17 protein-coding genes are annotated in these 15444 nt (G+C 60.4%); 6 read left to right on the top strand and 11 right to left on the bottom strand.

Annotated elements, in window-relative coordinates; translation table 11 throughout:
* Positions 1-14 precede the first annotated feature (14 nt).
* The 4 genes from AAHA41_RS18260 to AAHA41_RS18275 all read right to left on the bottom strand — a co-directional run bounded on the left by AAHA41_RS18260 (position 15) and on the right by AAHA41_RS18275 (position 2041).
* Complete coding sequence (locus tag AAHA41_RS18260; protein ID WP_323071394.1) at positions 15-515, bottom strand: metal-dependent hydrolase; 501 nt, start codon at positions 513-515, stop codon at positions 15-17.
* Positions 516-603: 88 nt separating this feature from the next.
* Positions 604-1164: a cytochrome b/b6 domain-containing protein gene (locus AAHA41_RS18265; protein WP_108570505.1), complete on the bottom strand. Its 561-nt coding sequence runs from the start codon at positions 1162-1164 to the stop codon at positions 604-606.
* Between the two features lie 44 nt (positions 1165-1208).
* Complete coding sequence (locus AAHA41_RS18270) at positions 1209-1478, bottom strand: PepSY domain-containing protein (protein WP_323071392.1); 270 nt, start codon at positions 1476-1478, stop codon at positions 1209-1211.
* 110 nt (positions 1479-1588) lie between these two features.
* The gene (locus AAHA41_RS18275; RefSeq protein WP_041209271.1) at positions 1589-2041 is read right to left on the bottom strand and encodes a YaiI/YqxD family protein; all 453 of its coding nucleotides are present in this window, start codon (positions 2039-2041) and stop codon (positions 1589-1591) included.
* A gap of 140 nt (positions 2042-2181) precedes the next feature.
* Between AAHA41_RS18275 and zntB the strand changes: the two genes are divergently transcribed.
* Together zntB and AAHA41_RS18285 are read left to right on the top strand one after the other, a co-directional pair.
* Positions 2182-3147 carry a zinc transporter ZntB gene (zntB, locus tag AAHA41_RS18280; protein WP_323071389.1) on the top strand — a complete coding sequence of 322 codons (966 nt, stop codon included), beginning with the start codon at positions 2182-2184 and terminating at the stop codon, positions 3145-3147.
* Positions 3148-3160: 13 nt separating this feature from the next.
* Positions 3161-3673 carry a mechanosensitive ion channel domain-containing protein gene (locus tag AAHA41_RS18285; protein ID WP_043849638.1) on the top strand — a complete coding sequence of 171 codons (513 nt, stop codon included), beginning with the start codon at positions 3161-3163 and terminating at the stop codon, positions 3671-3673.
* Positions 3674-3721: 48 nt separating this feature from the next.
* On the opposite strand, the gene AAHA41_RS18290 is transcribed toward AAHA41_RS18285, so the two are convergent.
* The 6 genes from AAHA41_RS18290 to lpxL form a co-directional block, all read right to left on the bottom strand.
* The gene (locus AAHA41_RS18290) at positions 3722-3970 is read right to left on the bottom strand and encodes a hypothetical protein (protein WP_033113006.1); all 249 of its coding nucleotides are present in this window, start codon (positions 3968-3970) and stop codon (positions 3722-3724) included.
* A gap of 66 nt (positions 3971-4036) precedes the next feature.
* The gene (locus AAHA41_RS18295) at positions 4037-4609 is read right to left on the bottom strand and encodes a DNA-J related domain-containing protein (protein ID WP_323071387.1); all 573 of its coding nucleotides are present in this window, start codon (positions 4607-4609) and stop codon (positions 4037-4039) included.
* A gap of 169 nt (positions 4610-4778) precedes the next feature.
* Positions 4779-5300: an MltR family transcriptional regulator gene (locus tag AAHA41_RS18300; protein ID WP_005354914.1), complete on the bottom strand. Its 522-nt coding sequence runs from the start codon at positions 5298-5300 to the stop codon at positions 4779-4781.
* A gap of 122 nt (positions 5301-5422) precedes the next feature.
* A complete protein-coding gene (locus tag AAHA41_RS18305) occupies positions 5423-6568 on the bottom strand; it encodes a mannitol-1-phosphate 5-dehydrogenase (protein ID WP_323071385.1) in 1146 nt (381 codons plus the stop codon).
* Positions 6569-6605: 37 nt separating this feature from the next.
* On the bottom strand, positions 6606-8528 hold the full coding sequence (locus AAHA41_RS18310) for a PTS mannitol transporter subunit IICBA (protein WP_323071383.1): 1923 nt from the start codon (positions 8526-8528) through the stop codon (positions 6606-6608).
* A gap of 642 nt (positions 8529-9170) precedes the next feature.
* On the bottom strand, positions 9171-10094 hold the full coding sequence (gene lpxL, locus AAHA41_RS18315; protein ID WP_323071381.1) for an LpxL/LpxP family Kdo(2)-lipid IV(A) lauroyl/palmitoleoyl acyltransferase: 924 nt from the start codon (positions 10092-10094) through the stop codon (positions 9171-9173).
* A 238-nt stretch (positions 10095-10332) separates the two neighbouring features.
* On the opposite strand from lpxL, the gene hldE reads away from it, so the two are divergent.
* Complete coding sequence (gene hldE / locus AAHA41_RS18320) at positions 10333-11760, top strand: bifunctional D-glycero-beta-D-manno-heptose-7-phosphate kinase/D-glycero-beta-D-manno-heptose 1-phosphate adenylyltransferase HldE (protein ID WP_323071286.1); 1428 nt, start codon at positions 10333-10335, stop codon at positions 11758-11760.
* A gap of 116 nt (positions 11761-11876) precedes the next feature.
* Here hldE and tolC read toward each other — a convergent pair whose 3' ends face one another.
* Positions 11877-13202 carry an outer membrane channel protein TolC gene (gene tolC, locus AAHA41_RS18325; RefSeq protein ID WP_162516874.1) on the bottom strand — a complete coding sequence of 442 codons (1326 nt, stop codon included), beginning with the start codon at positions 13200-13202 and terminating at the stop codon, positions 11877-11879.
* 305 nt (positions 13203-13507) lie between these two features.
* Here tolC and nudF point away from each other — a divergent pair, with 305 nt between their 5' ends.
* Genes nudF through cpdA form a run of 3 tightly spaced genes read left to right on the top strand, consistent with a single transcriptional unit; the run spans position 13508 to position 15441 of the window.
* A complete protein-coding gene (nudF, locus tag AAHA41_RS18330; RefSeq protein WP_042032663.1) occupies positions 13508-14149 on the top strand; it encodes an ADP-ribose diphosphatase in 642 nt (213 codons plus the stop codon).
* Between the two features lies 1 nt (position 14150).
* Positions 14151-14600: a DUF1249 domain-containing protein gene (locus AAHA41_RS18335; RefSeq protein ID WP_041209316.1), complete on the top strand. Its 450-nt coding sequence runs from the start codon at positions 14151-14153 to the stop codon at positions 14598-14600.
* Between the two features lie 22 nt (positions 14601-14622).
* The gene (gene cpdA, locus AAHA41_RS18340) at positions 14623-15441 is read left to right on the top strand and encodes a 3',5'-cyclic-AMP phosphodiesterase (RefSeq protein WP_033113016.1); all 819 of its coding nucleotides are present in this window, start codon (positions 14623-14625) and stop codon (positions 15439-15441) included.
* Positions 15442-15444 lie beyond the last annotated feature (3 nt).

Below are 15444 nucleotides of genomic sequence, written 5' to 3' on the forward strand. Positions count from 1 at the left end.
TTTTTGTTTCTGGCTTACAGGTGCCAGCCACACCACCAGCCCGCGACCAGCAGGGTGAGGGTGCAAAAGCCGGTCTCGATGGCGCCACCGCTTTTGAGCGGCCAGCCCGGCAGGCGGTAGCGGCGCTTGATGGGCCAGAAGAGCGGAATGCCCGCCGGGGTGAGCCAGTCCCCCAGCAGATGACTCAAGTAGCCGACGATCAGGGCATCCTTGACCCCGAGCGGCAAGGTATCGGGCGGCAGCTGCTGGTTGAGCCCCCAGATGGCTGCTGCGACCGCCAGCAGGCTGTGGGTGAAGCCGCGATGGCCAAAGAGGCGCGACAGGGGTTTGGAGATCCACGGCAGTTGCTGCCCCAGCAGCGACTTGGGGTGGTCGAGATCCGGCAGCAGGGCGCTGGCCAGCGCGATCGGGATGCTCTGCCACAGGCTGGCATCGGCCAGGGCCGGTGTCAGCTGCAGTTTGTGGGCGATCAGGGTACAGGTAACGGAGAAGAGCAGGTGCCCTTGGGCGGTCATGGTGGCTACAACATGGGAAAATGGCGGCGCATCTTACCAGTGTTGCAGCCCGTTGCAGCAAAAAAGCGGGGCTGGCGGGTCGACCCGCTCAATCGTTGCGCGGGTCTTCCACTCTGGCGTCGGCAGGCACCCGTTTTTTGCCCACTATCATGGCACGCAGCAGGTCGCTGCGAGTGAGGCGGTCGGTCAGGATCACTACGGCGGCATGAACGCCGACGGCTGCCAGCAGGGTGTTGGCGATGGTGCCGTGCAGCTCTTCCAGCCAATCTTCACCCCAGAAGGCATCCCAGGTGGTGAGCCAGCCGGTGGTGATGGTGCTCACCAGCAGCAGGATCAGCAGCCAGATCATCAGGGCTCCCATCGGGTTGTGGCCCAGATAGTAGGGGTGACGGCCTTTTAGCAGCTGCTGGAGGTAGCTTCGCACCTTGCCCGGGGTCGGCCACCACTGGCCGAAGCGGGCGTAGTAGGAGCCGGCAAAGCCCCATACCACTCTCACCAGCAGCAGGAGGGCCAGGGTATAACCGACGTAGCGGTGGGGCTTGCTCCCCTCTTCCAGCACGAAGAAGTTGAGCAGGCAGAGGGTGACGGTGGCCCAGTGAAACAGCCGGATGAGGGGATCCCACACTTTCACTTCAGATGAGGTTGTCATGGCAAGACTCCATGGAGGGGCCGCCAGCGCGGCCCGTTACTGCGCTATTCGTCGATCTCTTCCTTCACTTTCTTCAGGTCGGTCGGATCAAAGTAGATTTCGACTTTGCGCCTCTCCTTGTCCCAGCCGTAGATCTCGTAGCAGTTGGTCTTGGTGACCTTGAACTTCTTGATGTCGTAGCCCATCGCCTTGATCTGCTGCTGGGCATCGGCCTCGCTCAGCCATTTGCTCTTGTCGGTCCGGGTACATTGGGGATCGGCCAGGGCTGCGCCGCTCAACAGGGGGATCAGTAACAACAGGGGGGTCAGTTTCATTGCTTGCTCCTTGCGGTTGATGTTGCAACAGCGACAAGGTTAGGCATCAAGACTTAAGACAACGTTAAGAGGGGGGAGGATATTTTCCCCGGCTTGTACCGGGGCTGTGTTTAGTCCAGCTTGCCCTTGACCAGCCACTTGTCGAGGGCATTGGCAAAACGCTGCTTGTCGGCGGCGTTGAAGGGGGCTGGGCCGCCGGTTTGTACTCCGGCCGAACGCAGCTCTTCCATGAAGTTGCGCATGCCAAGACGCGCCTTGATGGTCTCGCGGGTGTAGATCTCGCCGCGGGGATTGAGTGCCTCGCCGCCGGCATCGATCACCCAAGAGGCGAGAGGGATGTCGCCGGTGATCACCAGGTCGCCGGGTTTGACCTGCTGGGCGATGACATGATCTGCCACATCGAAGCCTTTCTCCACCTGCTGGGTTTTGATGAAAGGCGAGGGGGGCACCCGCAGTCCCTGATTGGCCACCAGGGTGGTTACCACCTGAGCGCGGTGGGCGGCGCGGTAGAGGATCTCCTTGACCGGAATGGGGCAGGCATCGGCATCAACCCAGATAGGCATGGCATGGTTTCCTGTAGTCAAATGGACGACAAAATGGCAGCGCGCATGGTAGCACAATCCCCCCGAGGCTGGCTCGGGGCTGAGTCGGCTCCGCCTTTCGTGTAAGCTGGGGGCTGCATGTGACACGAGAAGGAGACGAGATGGATCGGGTGCCCAGTGATGTAATTTATGCCCTGACCCTGGATGGCAAGGGCGGCATGACGCCGCTGGCGGCGGGAAGCGAGATTCCGGAGCAGCAGCCGGGCTGGCTGCATCTGGACTACGGCAATCCGGAGGCGGCACGCTGGCTGCTGCAGACGCCGCTACTCAACGAGGCTGCAAAAGAGTCGCTGCTCGGCCAGAGCAATCGACCCAAGCTGGTCCGGATGGGGGAGACAGTGCTGCTGATCCTGCGCGGCATCAACCGCAACAAGGAGCACCGACCGGAAGAGATGGTGGCGCTGCGCATCTACATCACCCCGGATCTCATCATTAGCAGCCGACGCCGGCCGCTGCTCTCCGAACAGGATGTCTTCAACCAGCTCAAGCTGGGCGGCGGCGCAGATAGCCCGGCTGACTGGCTGGTGGAGATCTGCGATGCCCTGACCGATCGCGCCGGCGAATTTGTCGAGGAGCTGCACGACCAGATCCTCGAACTGGAAGAGATGGTGCTGATGCGCGACATGCCGGCCAATGGCCGACTGGCGCTGATCCGCAAGCAGCTCATCATGATCCGCCGCTACCTCTCGCCCCAGCGGGATCTGGTGGCGCGCCTCGCCAACGAGAAGATCAGCTGGCTGGATGAGGATGACCGCCGTCGTCTGCTCGACATCGCCGACCGTTTGCGGCGCTGGCTCGACGACCTCGATGCCGGGGTGGCGCGCACCGCCGTGCTGGCGGACGAAATCAACAACCTGATGGCGGAGGCGACCAACCGCCGTGCCTACCAGATGTCGGTGATGGCGCTGCTGTTTCTGCCCGCCAGCTTCCTGACCGGCCTGTTTGGCATCAACCTGGGTGGAATGCCGGGGGCCGAGAGCCCGACCGCCTTCTGGGTCTTCTGCGGATCTCTGGTGGTGATGGCGGTGGGGCTGGCGTTCTGGCTCAAACATCGACGCTGGTGGTAGGGAGGAGCGAACCATGTGGCAATCCATCGGTTTGACCCTGCTGCTGTTGCTGGGTCACACCCTGATCCGGCGACTCATCCACAAGAGCCTGATGGCCCTTGGCCAGAGCCGGCAGGTAAGCGAGAACAGGGTCATTTACGTGGCCCACGTTTTCCACTTTCTGCTCGGCTGCGCCACCCTGCTGGTACTGGCCGGGGTGTGGGGGCTCGACTTCTCGCGGCTGGTGGTGCTCGCCTCCTCCTTCTTCGCGGTATTGGGCGTGGCCATGGTGGCGCAGTGGTCGATCCTCTCCAACATCACCGCCAGCATCACCATCTTCTTCGCCTTTCCCTACAAGATTGGCGACCGGATCCGCATCCTCGACAAGGATGATTCGGTCACCGGGGTCATCACCGAGATTGGTCTCTTCTATGTGCGGGTGCGCGATGACAACGGCGATCTGGTCACCTATCCGGCCAACCTGATCCTGCAAAAGCCGGTCAGAAAGCTGGAGTCCAAAGCGCCGGAACCGTTGCAACCGGAATAACCGGAATAGAAAAGGCTCTCTCGGGAGCCTTTTTAACGATGGAACGGGTTAGCGTTCGAAGAAACGGTAGAGGTGCTCCACCTGCACCGGACAGTCCGCCACCAGATGTACATGTTCGCGCGCCTGATCGACCGTGCCGAAGCTGACCGGGCAGCCGAGGGTATCGGTCAGTTCATACAGGGTGCCCTTTTTGTCACGAAATTCGATGAGCCAGCCGGGAATGGCAACGTCGTGGAGGATTTCGGCTTCTTGCAGGATATGTTGCTGATAGAGCTTACGAAGTTCACTGACTGTCATGATGCTCTCCTGTGAGGGGATATCCGGTTTCAGTCTATGCCTGTCACCCTGCAGGGGGCAACCGGATCATCCGCGCAGGCACTCCCAGCCCCAGCGGATGCGAATAAAGGTCTCGGCATCGCCCCCCCGATCCGGGTGATGCGCAAGGGCCAGTTCCCGCCAGCGGCGGCGGATGGCCTCTGGCGTGGCATCCATCGCCAGCCCGAACAGGGCCAGCGCCTCCTCTCGTTGTCCCACACCATCGCAGGCGCGCCAGAAGCTTGCAAGCAGTGCCTCCACCTCCTCCCTACCGGTTTGCCAGAACACCTGCCAGTCGAGGTAGTAGCTGCGCAGCGCCTCGCCTCGGGCGAGTGCGCTGCCAGTATCAGCAACGGCACCAAGCGGTTCGAGGCGGATATCCAGCGTGCTTATCACCAGGCACCAACCCTCCTCATAAAGCTCGGCCTGCAGTTGGTAGAGGGCGTTCATGATGAGGAAGTTGAGCCGAAACAGCTGTAGTTGCTCATCGTCAGCCAGTAGCGGAATTGTCCCCTGCAGGCGCAGTGCCGCCATCAGCTCGTGCACCTTGTAGCTGCCATCGGCCCGTTGCAGCAGGGCCAGCAGCGGGGCGATCAGCGGGTTGGCGCTCTGGTCGCTCATGGTGTGCGATTCCTCCGGATGAGAGCTGTGGTGACTGCTGGGGCCACCGTACAGGCGAGGGGGTGATGAGTCAGAGTGACATCTGCCAGAGGGTGGGGCAAGACGCGGTGGCAAGGGAGGCGCAGAAAAAGACCGCCAGCAGGCGGTCATGTCATTTCATGTGGCCGGATTAGATGGGGCTCTCCTTGTGGAGCTCGCCGACACAGTCGGCCAGCGCCAGTACCAGGGCGGAGCGCACCATCTGATCGAGCCGGTTGAGCTGCATCTGGTAGAAGGCCCAATCCTCTTCGCTGGCGGGGGGCTCCAGCTTCATCATGCCGCCCTGATTGACCCCGTGCAGGCGGTCGAGCAGATCGCGGATCGGCTTGTCGCTGAAGCGGTAATCCTTGGGGTCGCGCACCAGAAAGTCGCGGATCTTGAGATAGGCTTCCAGATCCTGATAGCGCTCGAGGGAGATGAGGCCGAGGGCGAAGATGAGCTTGAGGCGCACCTCCAGCTGGCCGAGGGGGCCGCTCTGGTTGAGCAGGGGTTCGATGGCGTATTTGACGGCATACTCCTCCTGACGAAAGGCGCGTCGCATCAGGGAGTCGACCGCTTCTTCCAGGATGGTCACGGCTTCGAGAAAGAAGCCGCGAGGGCCATCCTGCTCGTTCAGTCGTTCCAGTACTTCATCTTCCTGGTGTGTGGTCATAGGTGCATTTGGTCCAGCTGACAGGGAGAGAGTCAGCCTCTCTCCCGGTTTTTATCATATGGGGCGCATTTCCTTGCGATTCAATCAATTGGAGCATCCGGTCATGCGCCGCCAGCAGGGTATTACAAGGTCTCGTAACGAGCCACTATGGTGCGGACGATTTCGCTCTCTGCAGCCAGTCCAGTGATGCGGGCCAACGCTTTGGCCGGGCCAAGCTCCGCCAGCAGCTGTTGCAGCTCGACCGCCTGCGGATCATCGGCATTGCGATAGTGGAGAGCCGCGGCGATCCCCTCCTGCAACTGCTCGTTGGGCAGGCCGTACTCCAGGGTGCCGAGCAGCGGTTTCACCAGCCGATCCCCCGCCGCCAGCTTGCGCAGCGGCTGACGGCCGACCCGGTCAATCTCGTCCACCAGATAGGGGTTGGCGAAGCGGGCCAGGATCTTCTCGATGTAGGCGGCGTGCAGGCGCGGGTCGAAGCCGTAGCGTTTTACCAGCACTGCACCGCTCTCCTCCATGGCGCGGCGCACCTTGCTGCGGATCACCGGATCCTCGATTGCCTCGCGCACTGTGCGATAGCCCCGCAGCTTGCCGAGGTAGGCGGTGACGATGTGGCCGGTGTTGAGGGTGAACAGCTTGCGCTCGACGAAGGCCATCAGGTTGTCGGTGGGCTCCATGCCCGCCACCTGTGGCAGCTCCCCCTTGAACTGAGTCTGGTCGACGATCCACTCGCTGAAGCTCTCGACCGTCACTTCCAGCGGGTCATCGTTGGCAGCCGCGGCGGGCGGCACGATGCGATCCACCGCCGAGTCGACGAAGCCGATGCAGGATTCGAGCGTGGCATGATACGCGACCGGCAGGTACTTGAGTACCTCCCGCTTGAGGTGGCTGGTACCGCGCACCATGTTTTCGCAGGCGATGACATTGAGCGGTGTCAGGTTGCCGGCATCGAAGCGGGCCTGCAGCCCCTTGGCCAGGATGCTGGCAATCTTGTCCAGAATGTTGGGGCCGACCGCAGTAGTGACCAGATCGGCGGTGATGATACGGGCGATCACCTCGTGACCGGCGGAGCTCACCGCTGCCACGTTGCGCACCACGTCCAGCTTCTGATCCGCCCCCACCACATGGACCTTGTACTCCTGACGGTGGTTGAGCTGATCGATCAGGGTGTCGTTGACGTCGGCGAAGGTGACCTGATGGCTGGCATCCGCCAGCACTTTACCGATAAAGCCGCGACCTATGTTACCAGCACCAAAATGCAATGTTTTCATGATATTAACCTCTTGAACCAAAGACGATGAAAGATGATTACGCAGCCTGTTCGGCACCCAGCAGATCCAGGAAGGCCTGGGGATCCGTGGTGCTGGCCAGCCGGTCGATGAGACCGGGTTCATCCAGTGCATTGGTCAGGCGGGTTATTACCTGCATGTGTTCGTCGTTGCGAGCGGCGATACCGATCACCAGCCGCGCCACCTCATCGGCAGCCTCACCAAAGGCGACCCCGGTCGGGTACTGGCAGATGACGATGCCGGTACGTTTCACAAACTCCTTGGCGGCGATGGTGCCGTGGGGCACGGCGATGGATTCGCCGAGGTAGGTAGAGACCAGCTGTTCGCGCTCCAGCATGGCGTTGACGTAGTCGGGCGCTACGTAACCGCGCTCCGCCAGCAGTCGGCCTGCGGTCAGGATGGCGGCCTCCTTGTTGTCGGCTTTCAGTCCCAGATGCACGTCATGACGGCTCAGGGTAAAGACTTCGGCCGCTTGCGGCTCATAGCTGTCGTCGTTGGCCGCCACCAGCAGCTGCGGGTTGGCGACATCGTCGTTGGCGGCCTGAGTCAGGCTCTGTACCAGCTCCTGATAGAGGCCGTTGTCGAGGAAATTGGTCAGTGAAATATGGTGGGCATGCGGCGCATGGCGACGGGCCCGCTCGGTCAGATCCTTGTGGGTGATGACCCAGTCCACCTGATCGTCGAGCTGATCGATGGCGCGGTTGGTGACGCTGATATCGAGCCCGGCGGCCTGTACCCGCTTGCGCAGCATGCCGGCGCCCATGGCGCTGGAACCCATGCCCGCATCGCAGGCGACCACAATATTGCGCACCGCCATCAGTTCGCCGCCCGGCTTCTTGGCCACTGCGGTTTCGGGCTTGCCGCCCTTCATGGCTTTCATCTTGCGGGTGGCTTCACCGAGGGCATCGGCCTCATCGGCTTCCGGCTGCTGGGCGCGGACGAACACGGCGGCGACCAGGAAGGAGACCAGAGTGGCGCTGATGATGGAGAGGGCGACCCCGATCAGGGAGGCTTTCGGCGTCATCAACAACACGGCGAAGATGGAACCCGGTGAGGCGGGGGAGACCAGACCGGCATTGAACAGGGTCAGGGTAAAGACCCCGGTCATGCCGCCGGCGATCACAGCCAGAATGAGGCGCGGGTTCATCAGCACGTACGGGAAGTAGATCTCGTGGATGCCGCCGAAGAAGTGAATGATGGAGGCACCGGCAGCGGACTGCTTGGCGGCGCCGCGGCCGAACACCATGTAGGCCAGCAGCACGCCCATGCCCGGGCCCGGGTTCGCTTCGATCAGGAAGAAGATAGAGCTGCCGTGCTCGGTCGCCTGCTGGATCCCCAGCGGCGAGAAGATGCCGTGGTTGATGGCGTTGTTGAGGAACAGGATCTTGGCCGGTTCGACAAAGATGGAGGTGAGCGGCAGCATGTGGTTATCCACCAGGAAGCCGACGCCACCGGCCAGTACGCCGGAGAGCACCTTGACGAAGGGGCCGATCACGAAGAAGGCGAGGATTGCCAGCAGCATGCCGATAAGACCGGCAGAGAAGTTGTTGACCAGCATCTCGAAGCCGCTCTTGACGCGACCGTCCATCGCCTTGTCGAAACGCTTGATGGCCCAGCCACCGAGCGGGCCGACCATCATGGCACCCATGAACATCGGGATGTCGGTGCCCACGATGACGCCCATGGTGGTGATGGCACCAACCACGCCGCCACGCTCACCGCCCATCAGCTTGCCGCCGGTGTAGCCAATCAGCAGCGGCAGCAGGTAGGTGATCATGGGACCGACCAGCTTGGCCAAGGTTTCGCTCGGCAGCCAGCCGGTGGGGATGAAGAGGGCGGTAATAAAGCCCCAGGCGATGAAGGCGCCTATGTTGGGCATAACCATATTGGACAGGAAGCGTCCAAAATTCTGTATCTTGACTTTGGTATCCGGTGATAACATGTCGGGACCCCGTTTTAAGCCTGTTTGATTAAAAGTGGTAGTTCGGGATGGCCGGTTTTGCCGAACCTCCATCCCTGTCGTCTAAGCAACTTCAATCTACCAGCTTGCGATCAAATTAGGCTGAAAACGGGGTGTCTTGTGATCCATCTCTCAGATACCCCGTCATACCCCCTCTCCAACCAGTGATGAAGATCACATTCGTTCGCTGTAATTCGGCTACATTTCGATCTTTTCTGTTTTTAATGACTATTTTTTGTGATTCAGATCACCAAGTGGGCTTTGCCGTGCCTTTGCGTAAAGGTGATTCACTTCACAAATTCAGTTTTTGTATTCGAATGGGGCAAATCACTCAATAACTCATCAGCGGGTAGTGACGATGGATCTATCGAAATCTCTCTTTACTCACCAATGAATCAATAGATTTGTAACCCGCTTTCAGTTTTTGCAGGCAGTGATGAGGGCTCTTTTGTGGCCGGTTGATGGAGATGATCGGCAGATTGCAGGAGGTCGTGCAGGAGGTTATGGTGCGGTTGATGCTGGGGGATCTTGCTTGCCGCACAGGGCTGACAGCGGGAAAAAACAAACCGCCAGCAGGCGGTTTGTCGGTTTTGGCGATCTGGCCCCAGTCGGGGGTGTTACCGCTTAGTAGAAGCTTGCATCCTCGGGGGAGGGGCGGGTCTTGAAGCGGCGATGGAGCCACATATACTGCTCAGGTGCCTTGCGCACCGCGGCTTCAATCTCGCGGTTGGCGCGAGCCGCATCGACCATGTCATCCCCGCTCGGGTAGTCGGCGAGGGGCGCCCCGATATGCAGGGTGTAACCCTCGCGGGTGCGGATGTTGTAGCAGGGCAGGGTAACGGTGTTCTTCACCCGCGCCAGAGTGGCGGTGCCGGTGATGGTGGCCGCCTGCTCCACCGCGAAGTAGGGCACGAACACGCTGGCGTGGGAGCCATAGTCGTGATCCGGCGCGTACCAGAGGGCGTCACCGTTGCGCAGCGCCTTGATCATCCCCTTCACGTCCATCCGGTCTACCAGATATTTGTTGGAGGCGCAGCGACCGTGATACTGGGCATACTCCAGCACCGGGTTGGTGTTGGGGCGATAAACCCCGACCCCTGGCCGTACCAGACCGAAACAGCGGGCGTTGAGTTCAAGCGTCAGGAAGTGGCAGGAGAGCAACAGCATGCCCTGACCTTTTTCCATGGCGGCAATGACATGCTCTTCCCCTTCCACCTTCATCAGGTTGCGCATCCGCCAGTCCGGCCAGAACCAGGCGATACCCACCTCGAATACGGCGCAGCCCACGCTCTCGAAGTTTTGCTTGAGCAACTTCTCGCGCTCGGCCAGAGTCAGCTCCGGCATCGCCAGCTCCAGATTGCGACGGGCAATCTTCACCCGTGATTTGAGCACTTTGGCGGCAAGATGACCGAGCTGGCGACCCAGCCACATCTGGCTGCGCCACGGCAGCAGAGTCAGCAGCCAGAGCAGGCCGAGGCCAAACCAGCTGGCCCAGTAACGGGGATGAAACAGGCGGGGCTCGAGGTGGGGAGCGTTGTCATGGGCCATGGAGAATCTCTTTGCTTGCGAAAACAATCGGGGGATTCTAGCCGAAAAGGGGGGGCGGGGGCGAATGGCTATCTGCTGGTCAGAGGGGCTGCTTGCATCTTGTCCGTGTGGCGCGAAGAGTAACTATGGGTTTCCTGCCGCGTTCTTAATGGCAACCACAGGTTTGCTTTTTCTCCCTCAAATAAAAGAGTGTGATAAAATCGGCGACTGATTTTTCAGGTTTTGAGAGTCGATACAGATGAAGATCACCCTGCCCGAGTTTGAAAAAGCCCGCGTCCTGGTCGTTGGCGATGTCATGTTGGACCGTTATTGGCATGGCCCCACCGGCCGGATCTCGCCCGAGGCACCGGTGCCCGTGGTCAAGGTTGAACACATTGAGGAGCGTCCGGGCGGTGCCGCCAACGTGGCCCTCAACTCCGCCGCCCTTGGCGCTCATGCCGTGCTGCTTGGCCTGACCGGTCAGGATGAGGCTGCCGATGCTCTGGCTGGTCAGATGGCTGGTGTCAAGGTTGCCTGTGACTTCGTTCGTCTGGCCGATTTCCCGACTATTACCAAGCTGCGGGTGCTGTCACGCAACCAGCAGCTGCTGCGTCTGGACTTTGAAGAGCCCTTCCACGCCGTCGATGCCACCCTGCTGATGAGCAAGGTCGAGCAGGCGCTGCCGAATAGCGACGTGATGATCCTCTCCGACTACGGCAAGGGTGCTCTCAACGATGTGCCCGGCATGATCCAGCGTGCCCGTGCCACCGGTATTCCGGTGCTGGTCGACCCCAAGGGGACCGACTTCGAGAAGTACCGCGGCGCCACCCTGCTGACCCCCAACATGTCCGAGTTCGAGGCTGTAGTGGGCAAGGTGAAGAGCGAGGAGGAGCTGGTCGCCAAGGGGCTGGATCTGGTCAAGCGCTTCGAGCTGGATGCCCTGCTGGTCACCCGTTCCGAGAACGGCATGACCCTGATCCGCGAAGGCCAGCCGGAGCTGCATCTGCCGGCTCAGGCCCACGAGGTTTACGATGTGACCGGTGCCGGTGATACCGTGATCTCCACTCTGGCTACCTCGCTGGCCGCTGGCAAGAGCCTGGACGAAGCCTGCGCGCTGGCCAATACCGCCGCCGGGATCGTGGTCGGCAAGCTGGGTACCTCTACCGTCAGTCCGGTCGAGCTGGCCAACGCTCTCTACACCGAGCAGGAGACCGGCTTTGGCGTGATGTCCGAAGCCCAGCTGAAAGTGGCAGTTCGTGCAGCCCGTCTGCGCGGCGAGAAAGTGGTGATGACCAACGGCTGCTTCGACATCCTGCATGCCGGCCATGTCTCCTATCTGGCCAACGCCGGCAAGCTGGGGGATCGCCTGATCGTGGCGGTCAACACCGACGAGTCGGTTCGCCGTCTGAAAGGGCCGGGTCGTCCGGTCAACCCGACCGAGCGTCGCATGGCCGTACTGGCAGCACTGGGTGCGGTGGATTGGGTTGTGCCGTTCGGTGAAGATACCCCGCAGCGACTGATCGCCGAGATCCTGCCTGACCTGCTGGTCAAGGGCGGTGACTACAAGCCGGAAGATATTGCCGGTTACGCCGAAGTGACTGCCAATGGCGGCGAAGTGCGCGTCCTCAACTTTGAAGATGGCTGCTCCACTACCGACATCATCAAGACGATTCGCGAGCGCGGCTAACGCGCTGCTGGCCCCGTAATCTGGCGGGGCTCACTATCGGCGGGAGCACGCCGACAGCAACACGGATAACAAAAAGGCGACCTTGCGGTCGCCTTTTTCATTCCCGATAACGGTTATCAGGCTTTGGTTTTGGCTTTTGCGGTAGCCGGCATCAGACCCTGGTTCACTTCCACCAGATCCTGCGCTTCCAGCACACCGGCAGCCTGCTTCAGGCTCAGGATATTGAGGATGTAGTTGTAACGGGCCTCGGAGAGCTTCTGCTTCGCTTCGTAGAGCTTGCGGGTAGAGTCCAGCACGTCGACGATGGTGCGGGTACCCACCTCGTAACCGGCCTCGGTTGCCTTCAGGGCGCTGTCGGCGGAGACCACGGACTGGCTGTAGGCGCGTACCGAGCCGATGCTGGCGTTCACGTTGTTGTAGGAGGAACGCACTGTGCTCTGCACCGAGCGGAAGTTCTTCTCCAGCAGCTCGCTGGCTGCCACGTAGTTGAACTGGGCCTGCTTCACCTGGGAAGTGGTGGCGCCACCGCTGTAGAGCGGCAGTTTGAAGGTCAGACCGATATTGGCCTGGTTGTCGTTGCCACCCGGAATGTTGTCCAGCTTGTAGTCGGTATTGCTGGTTTGCAGGCCGGCACCCAGATCCAGAGTCGGTTCGTGGCCGGTCTTGGCCAGATCGATCTGCTGCTTGGCGATGTCCTTGGCGATGCGGGCATTGTGCAGTTGCAGGTTCTTGTCCAGCGCCAGCTCCAGCCACTTGTCAGAACCGAAGGCGGTCTTCTGCGGGCTGAAACGCTCGGTGTTGAGGATATCCAGATTGCGGTGATCGACGCCGGTCAGCTCGCGCAGGGCTTCGTAGCTGTTGTCCAGGGTGTTCTCGGCATTGATCTCGTCAGCCAGCGCCTGGTCGCGGGAGGCTTCGGCTTCATGGACGTCGGTGATGGCGGTCAGACCCACCTCAAAACGCTGCTGGGTTTGTTCCAGCTGACGCTCCACGGCAACCTTGTTGGCGCGAACAAATTCCAGGGTATCCATCGCCTTGAGCACGTTGAAATAGGCGGTGGCGCTGCGCACCATCAGGTTCTGGACTTCGAGGTTGTAGGCGACATCGGACTGGGTCGCGCCCTTCTCGGTCAGATCCAGATTGACCCAGTTGCTGCGACGATAGATGGATTGATCCAGAGAAATAGAACCGGAGGCTTTGTTGTTGGTCTGGGTATCATTCTTGTTCTGCAGGTAGTTCAGACCGGCACCCAGGTTGATTTGGGGCAAGAGCGCAGCGCGAGATTCGTTGATCTTCTCGAAGGCCTGGTCGCGAACCGCTTTGGATTGCAGCAACTGCGGATCTTTGATCTGTGCTTGCTGGTAGATATCGAGCAGGTTTTCGGCGTGGGCACCGGCACTGACGCCCAGCAACACCATGACGGACAAAAGTGTTCTTTTCATAGATCGTTTTAACCTTATGTAGTAACCCAAAACGGTTGCTGGAGAGGGCAAATATTGTCATCAACCAAGCTTGATTGCAGCTTAATCACTCTACTATAAGCAAAATTTAATGCTAAGAGTCTTCGGTCCGGTAACGGGAACGTCAAGAACCAGCGGCAGTTTTCTCCCCGCGCGCCTAGCCAAATGGTCTGTGGCTGCTAAAATCCACCCCTCATTGCCATGGTACGCCGAGTGAATGAACGTTCATTCATGTTCCTCGGATTTTATGGTCAAACTGATACAAGTCAAGCTGACGGGAGCCCCGGATGTCGCAGCAACCCTTGCCACAAGATCGGCACTATGCCGCTGATGATGTGAAAATCATTGAAAAATCAGCTGGATATAACGGCTTCTTCAAGGTGAACGTCTATCGCCTGCAGCACAGGTTATTTGCAGGTGGCTGGAATCAGCCCATCGTCCGCGAGCTGTTCGAGCGGGGTCATGCGGCCGCGTTGCTGCCCTACGATCCGGTGCGCGACGAGATCGTGCTGGTGGAGCAGTTCCGTATCGGTGCCATGGAGACCTGTTCCACCCCCTGGCTGCTGGAGCTGGTAGCCGGCATCATCGATGAAGGGGAAACCGCCGAGGCGGTGGTGCGCCGCGAAGCGGTGGAAGAGGCCGGGATCGAGGTTGCCCGCTGCGAACATGCCATCAGCTATCTGGTGAGCCCGGGCGGCAGCACCGAGCGGATCGAGGTCTATGTGGGCGAGGTGGATGCCAGCAAGGCGAGTGGTCTGCACGGCCTGGCTGATGAGGGTGAGGATATCCGGGTGCACGTGGTGAGCCGCGAGCAGGCCTACGCCTGGCTTAAAGAGGGGCGCATCGACAACGCCGCCTCGGTCATTGCCCTGCAGTGGCTGGCCCTCAACCATGGCGAGCTGCGTGCCCGCTGGCTGGCGGATCGCTGAGGTGGCACTGACCCTGCAACAGAGCAGGCGCTATGTGCCTGATCTGATGTCCTTGCAGCGTACCTGCGAGGTCAACTATATGGCGCTGATGAAGCTGTTGCCTCCGGAAGGGGAGGTGGGAGCCGAGCGCCGCTATCGGGTCGGCAACGATCTGCAGTTCCAGCTCACCATTTGTGGTGAGAGCCGCTTCACAACTCAGGTTCTTTTGAGTCAGCACAACCCCGAATTGCCCGAATATTTACAGGCTCAAATAGAGATTCGTTTGTATCATGATGTGCGGATGGCGGAAGTGTGTGCAGCGCAACAGATTTCCCGTTTGCAACCACGTTATGATTATCCCAATAAAAAGATGCACCAGCGGGATGAAAAGGAGCAGGTAAATCTGTTTCTGGCCGAGTGGCTAAAATTTTGTCTCAGACATGGTACCAGCCCGATCAATATCTCCAGTTGAACAAATATAAAGAAGCGTGATTTTGGAAACAGAGCTCCCCCAGGCGCAGGACGGCAGTGTGCGCCTGTTGCAAATTACTGATACCCATCTTTTTGCCAGTGCCGAGGGTCGGCTGCTGGCTGTGCGCACCGCCGAGAGTCTGGCTGCGGTGCTGGAGCGGGTGCAGGCCAACGACCATCCCTACGAGGTGATTCTGGCGACCGGCGACCTGTCGCAGGATCACAGCCCGGAGTCCTATCAGCGCTTCGCCTCCATGATGGCGCCTCTTGGCCGCCCCATCTACTGGCTGCCCGGCAACCACGATGACAGTCCCCTGATGACCGAGCAGCTCCATGCCGCCGGGATCAGCGAATCCAAGCAACTGGTGGGCGACCACTGGCAGGTGATCCTGCTGGACACCCAGGTTCGTGGCAAACCCCACGGCATGATCGGTGATCACCAGCTGGAGGCACTCGACCGCGCCCTGCGTCAGTATCCGGATCGCCACGCTCTCATCGCCCTGCACCATCAGGCGGTGCCGGTGGGCTGTGCCTGGCTGGATCAGCACAATCTCAAGAATGCCGACGATCTGTTTGCCGTGCTGGCGCGTCACCCGCAGCAGAAGACCATCCTGTTTGGCCACGTCCATCAGGAGTTTGACGAGGTGCACCGCGGCGTGCGGCTGATTGCCAGCCCATCGACCTGCATCCAGTTCAAACCCCTCTCTGATGGTTTCGCGCTGGACGAGTCCGGCCCGGGCTGGCGTTACCTCACCCTCTACCCGGATGGTCGTATCGCCAGCCAGGTGTGGCGTCTGCCGGTGGGGCAGTTTGTGCCCGACCCCAATGCCACCGGTTATTGAGGA

The organism is Aeromonas sp. SER, from assembly GCF_038739615.1.
GTDB classification, from domain to species: Bacteria; Pseudomonadota; Gammaproteobacteria; order Enterobacterales; family Aeromonadaceae; genus Aeromonas; species Aeromonas jandaei.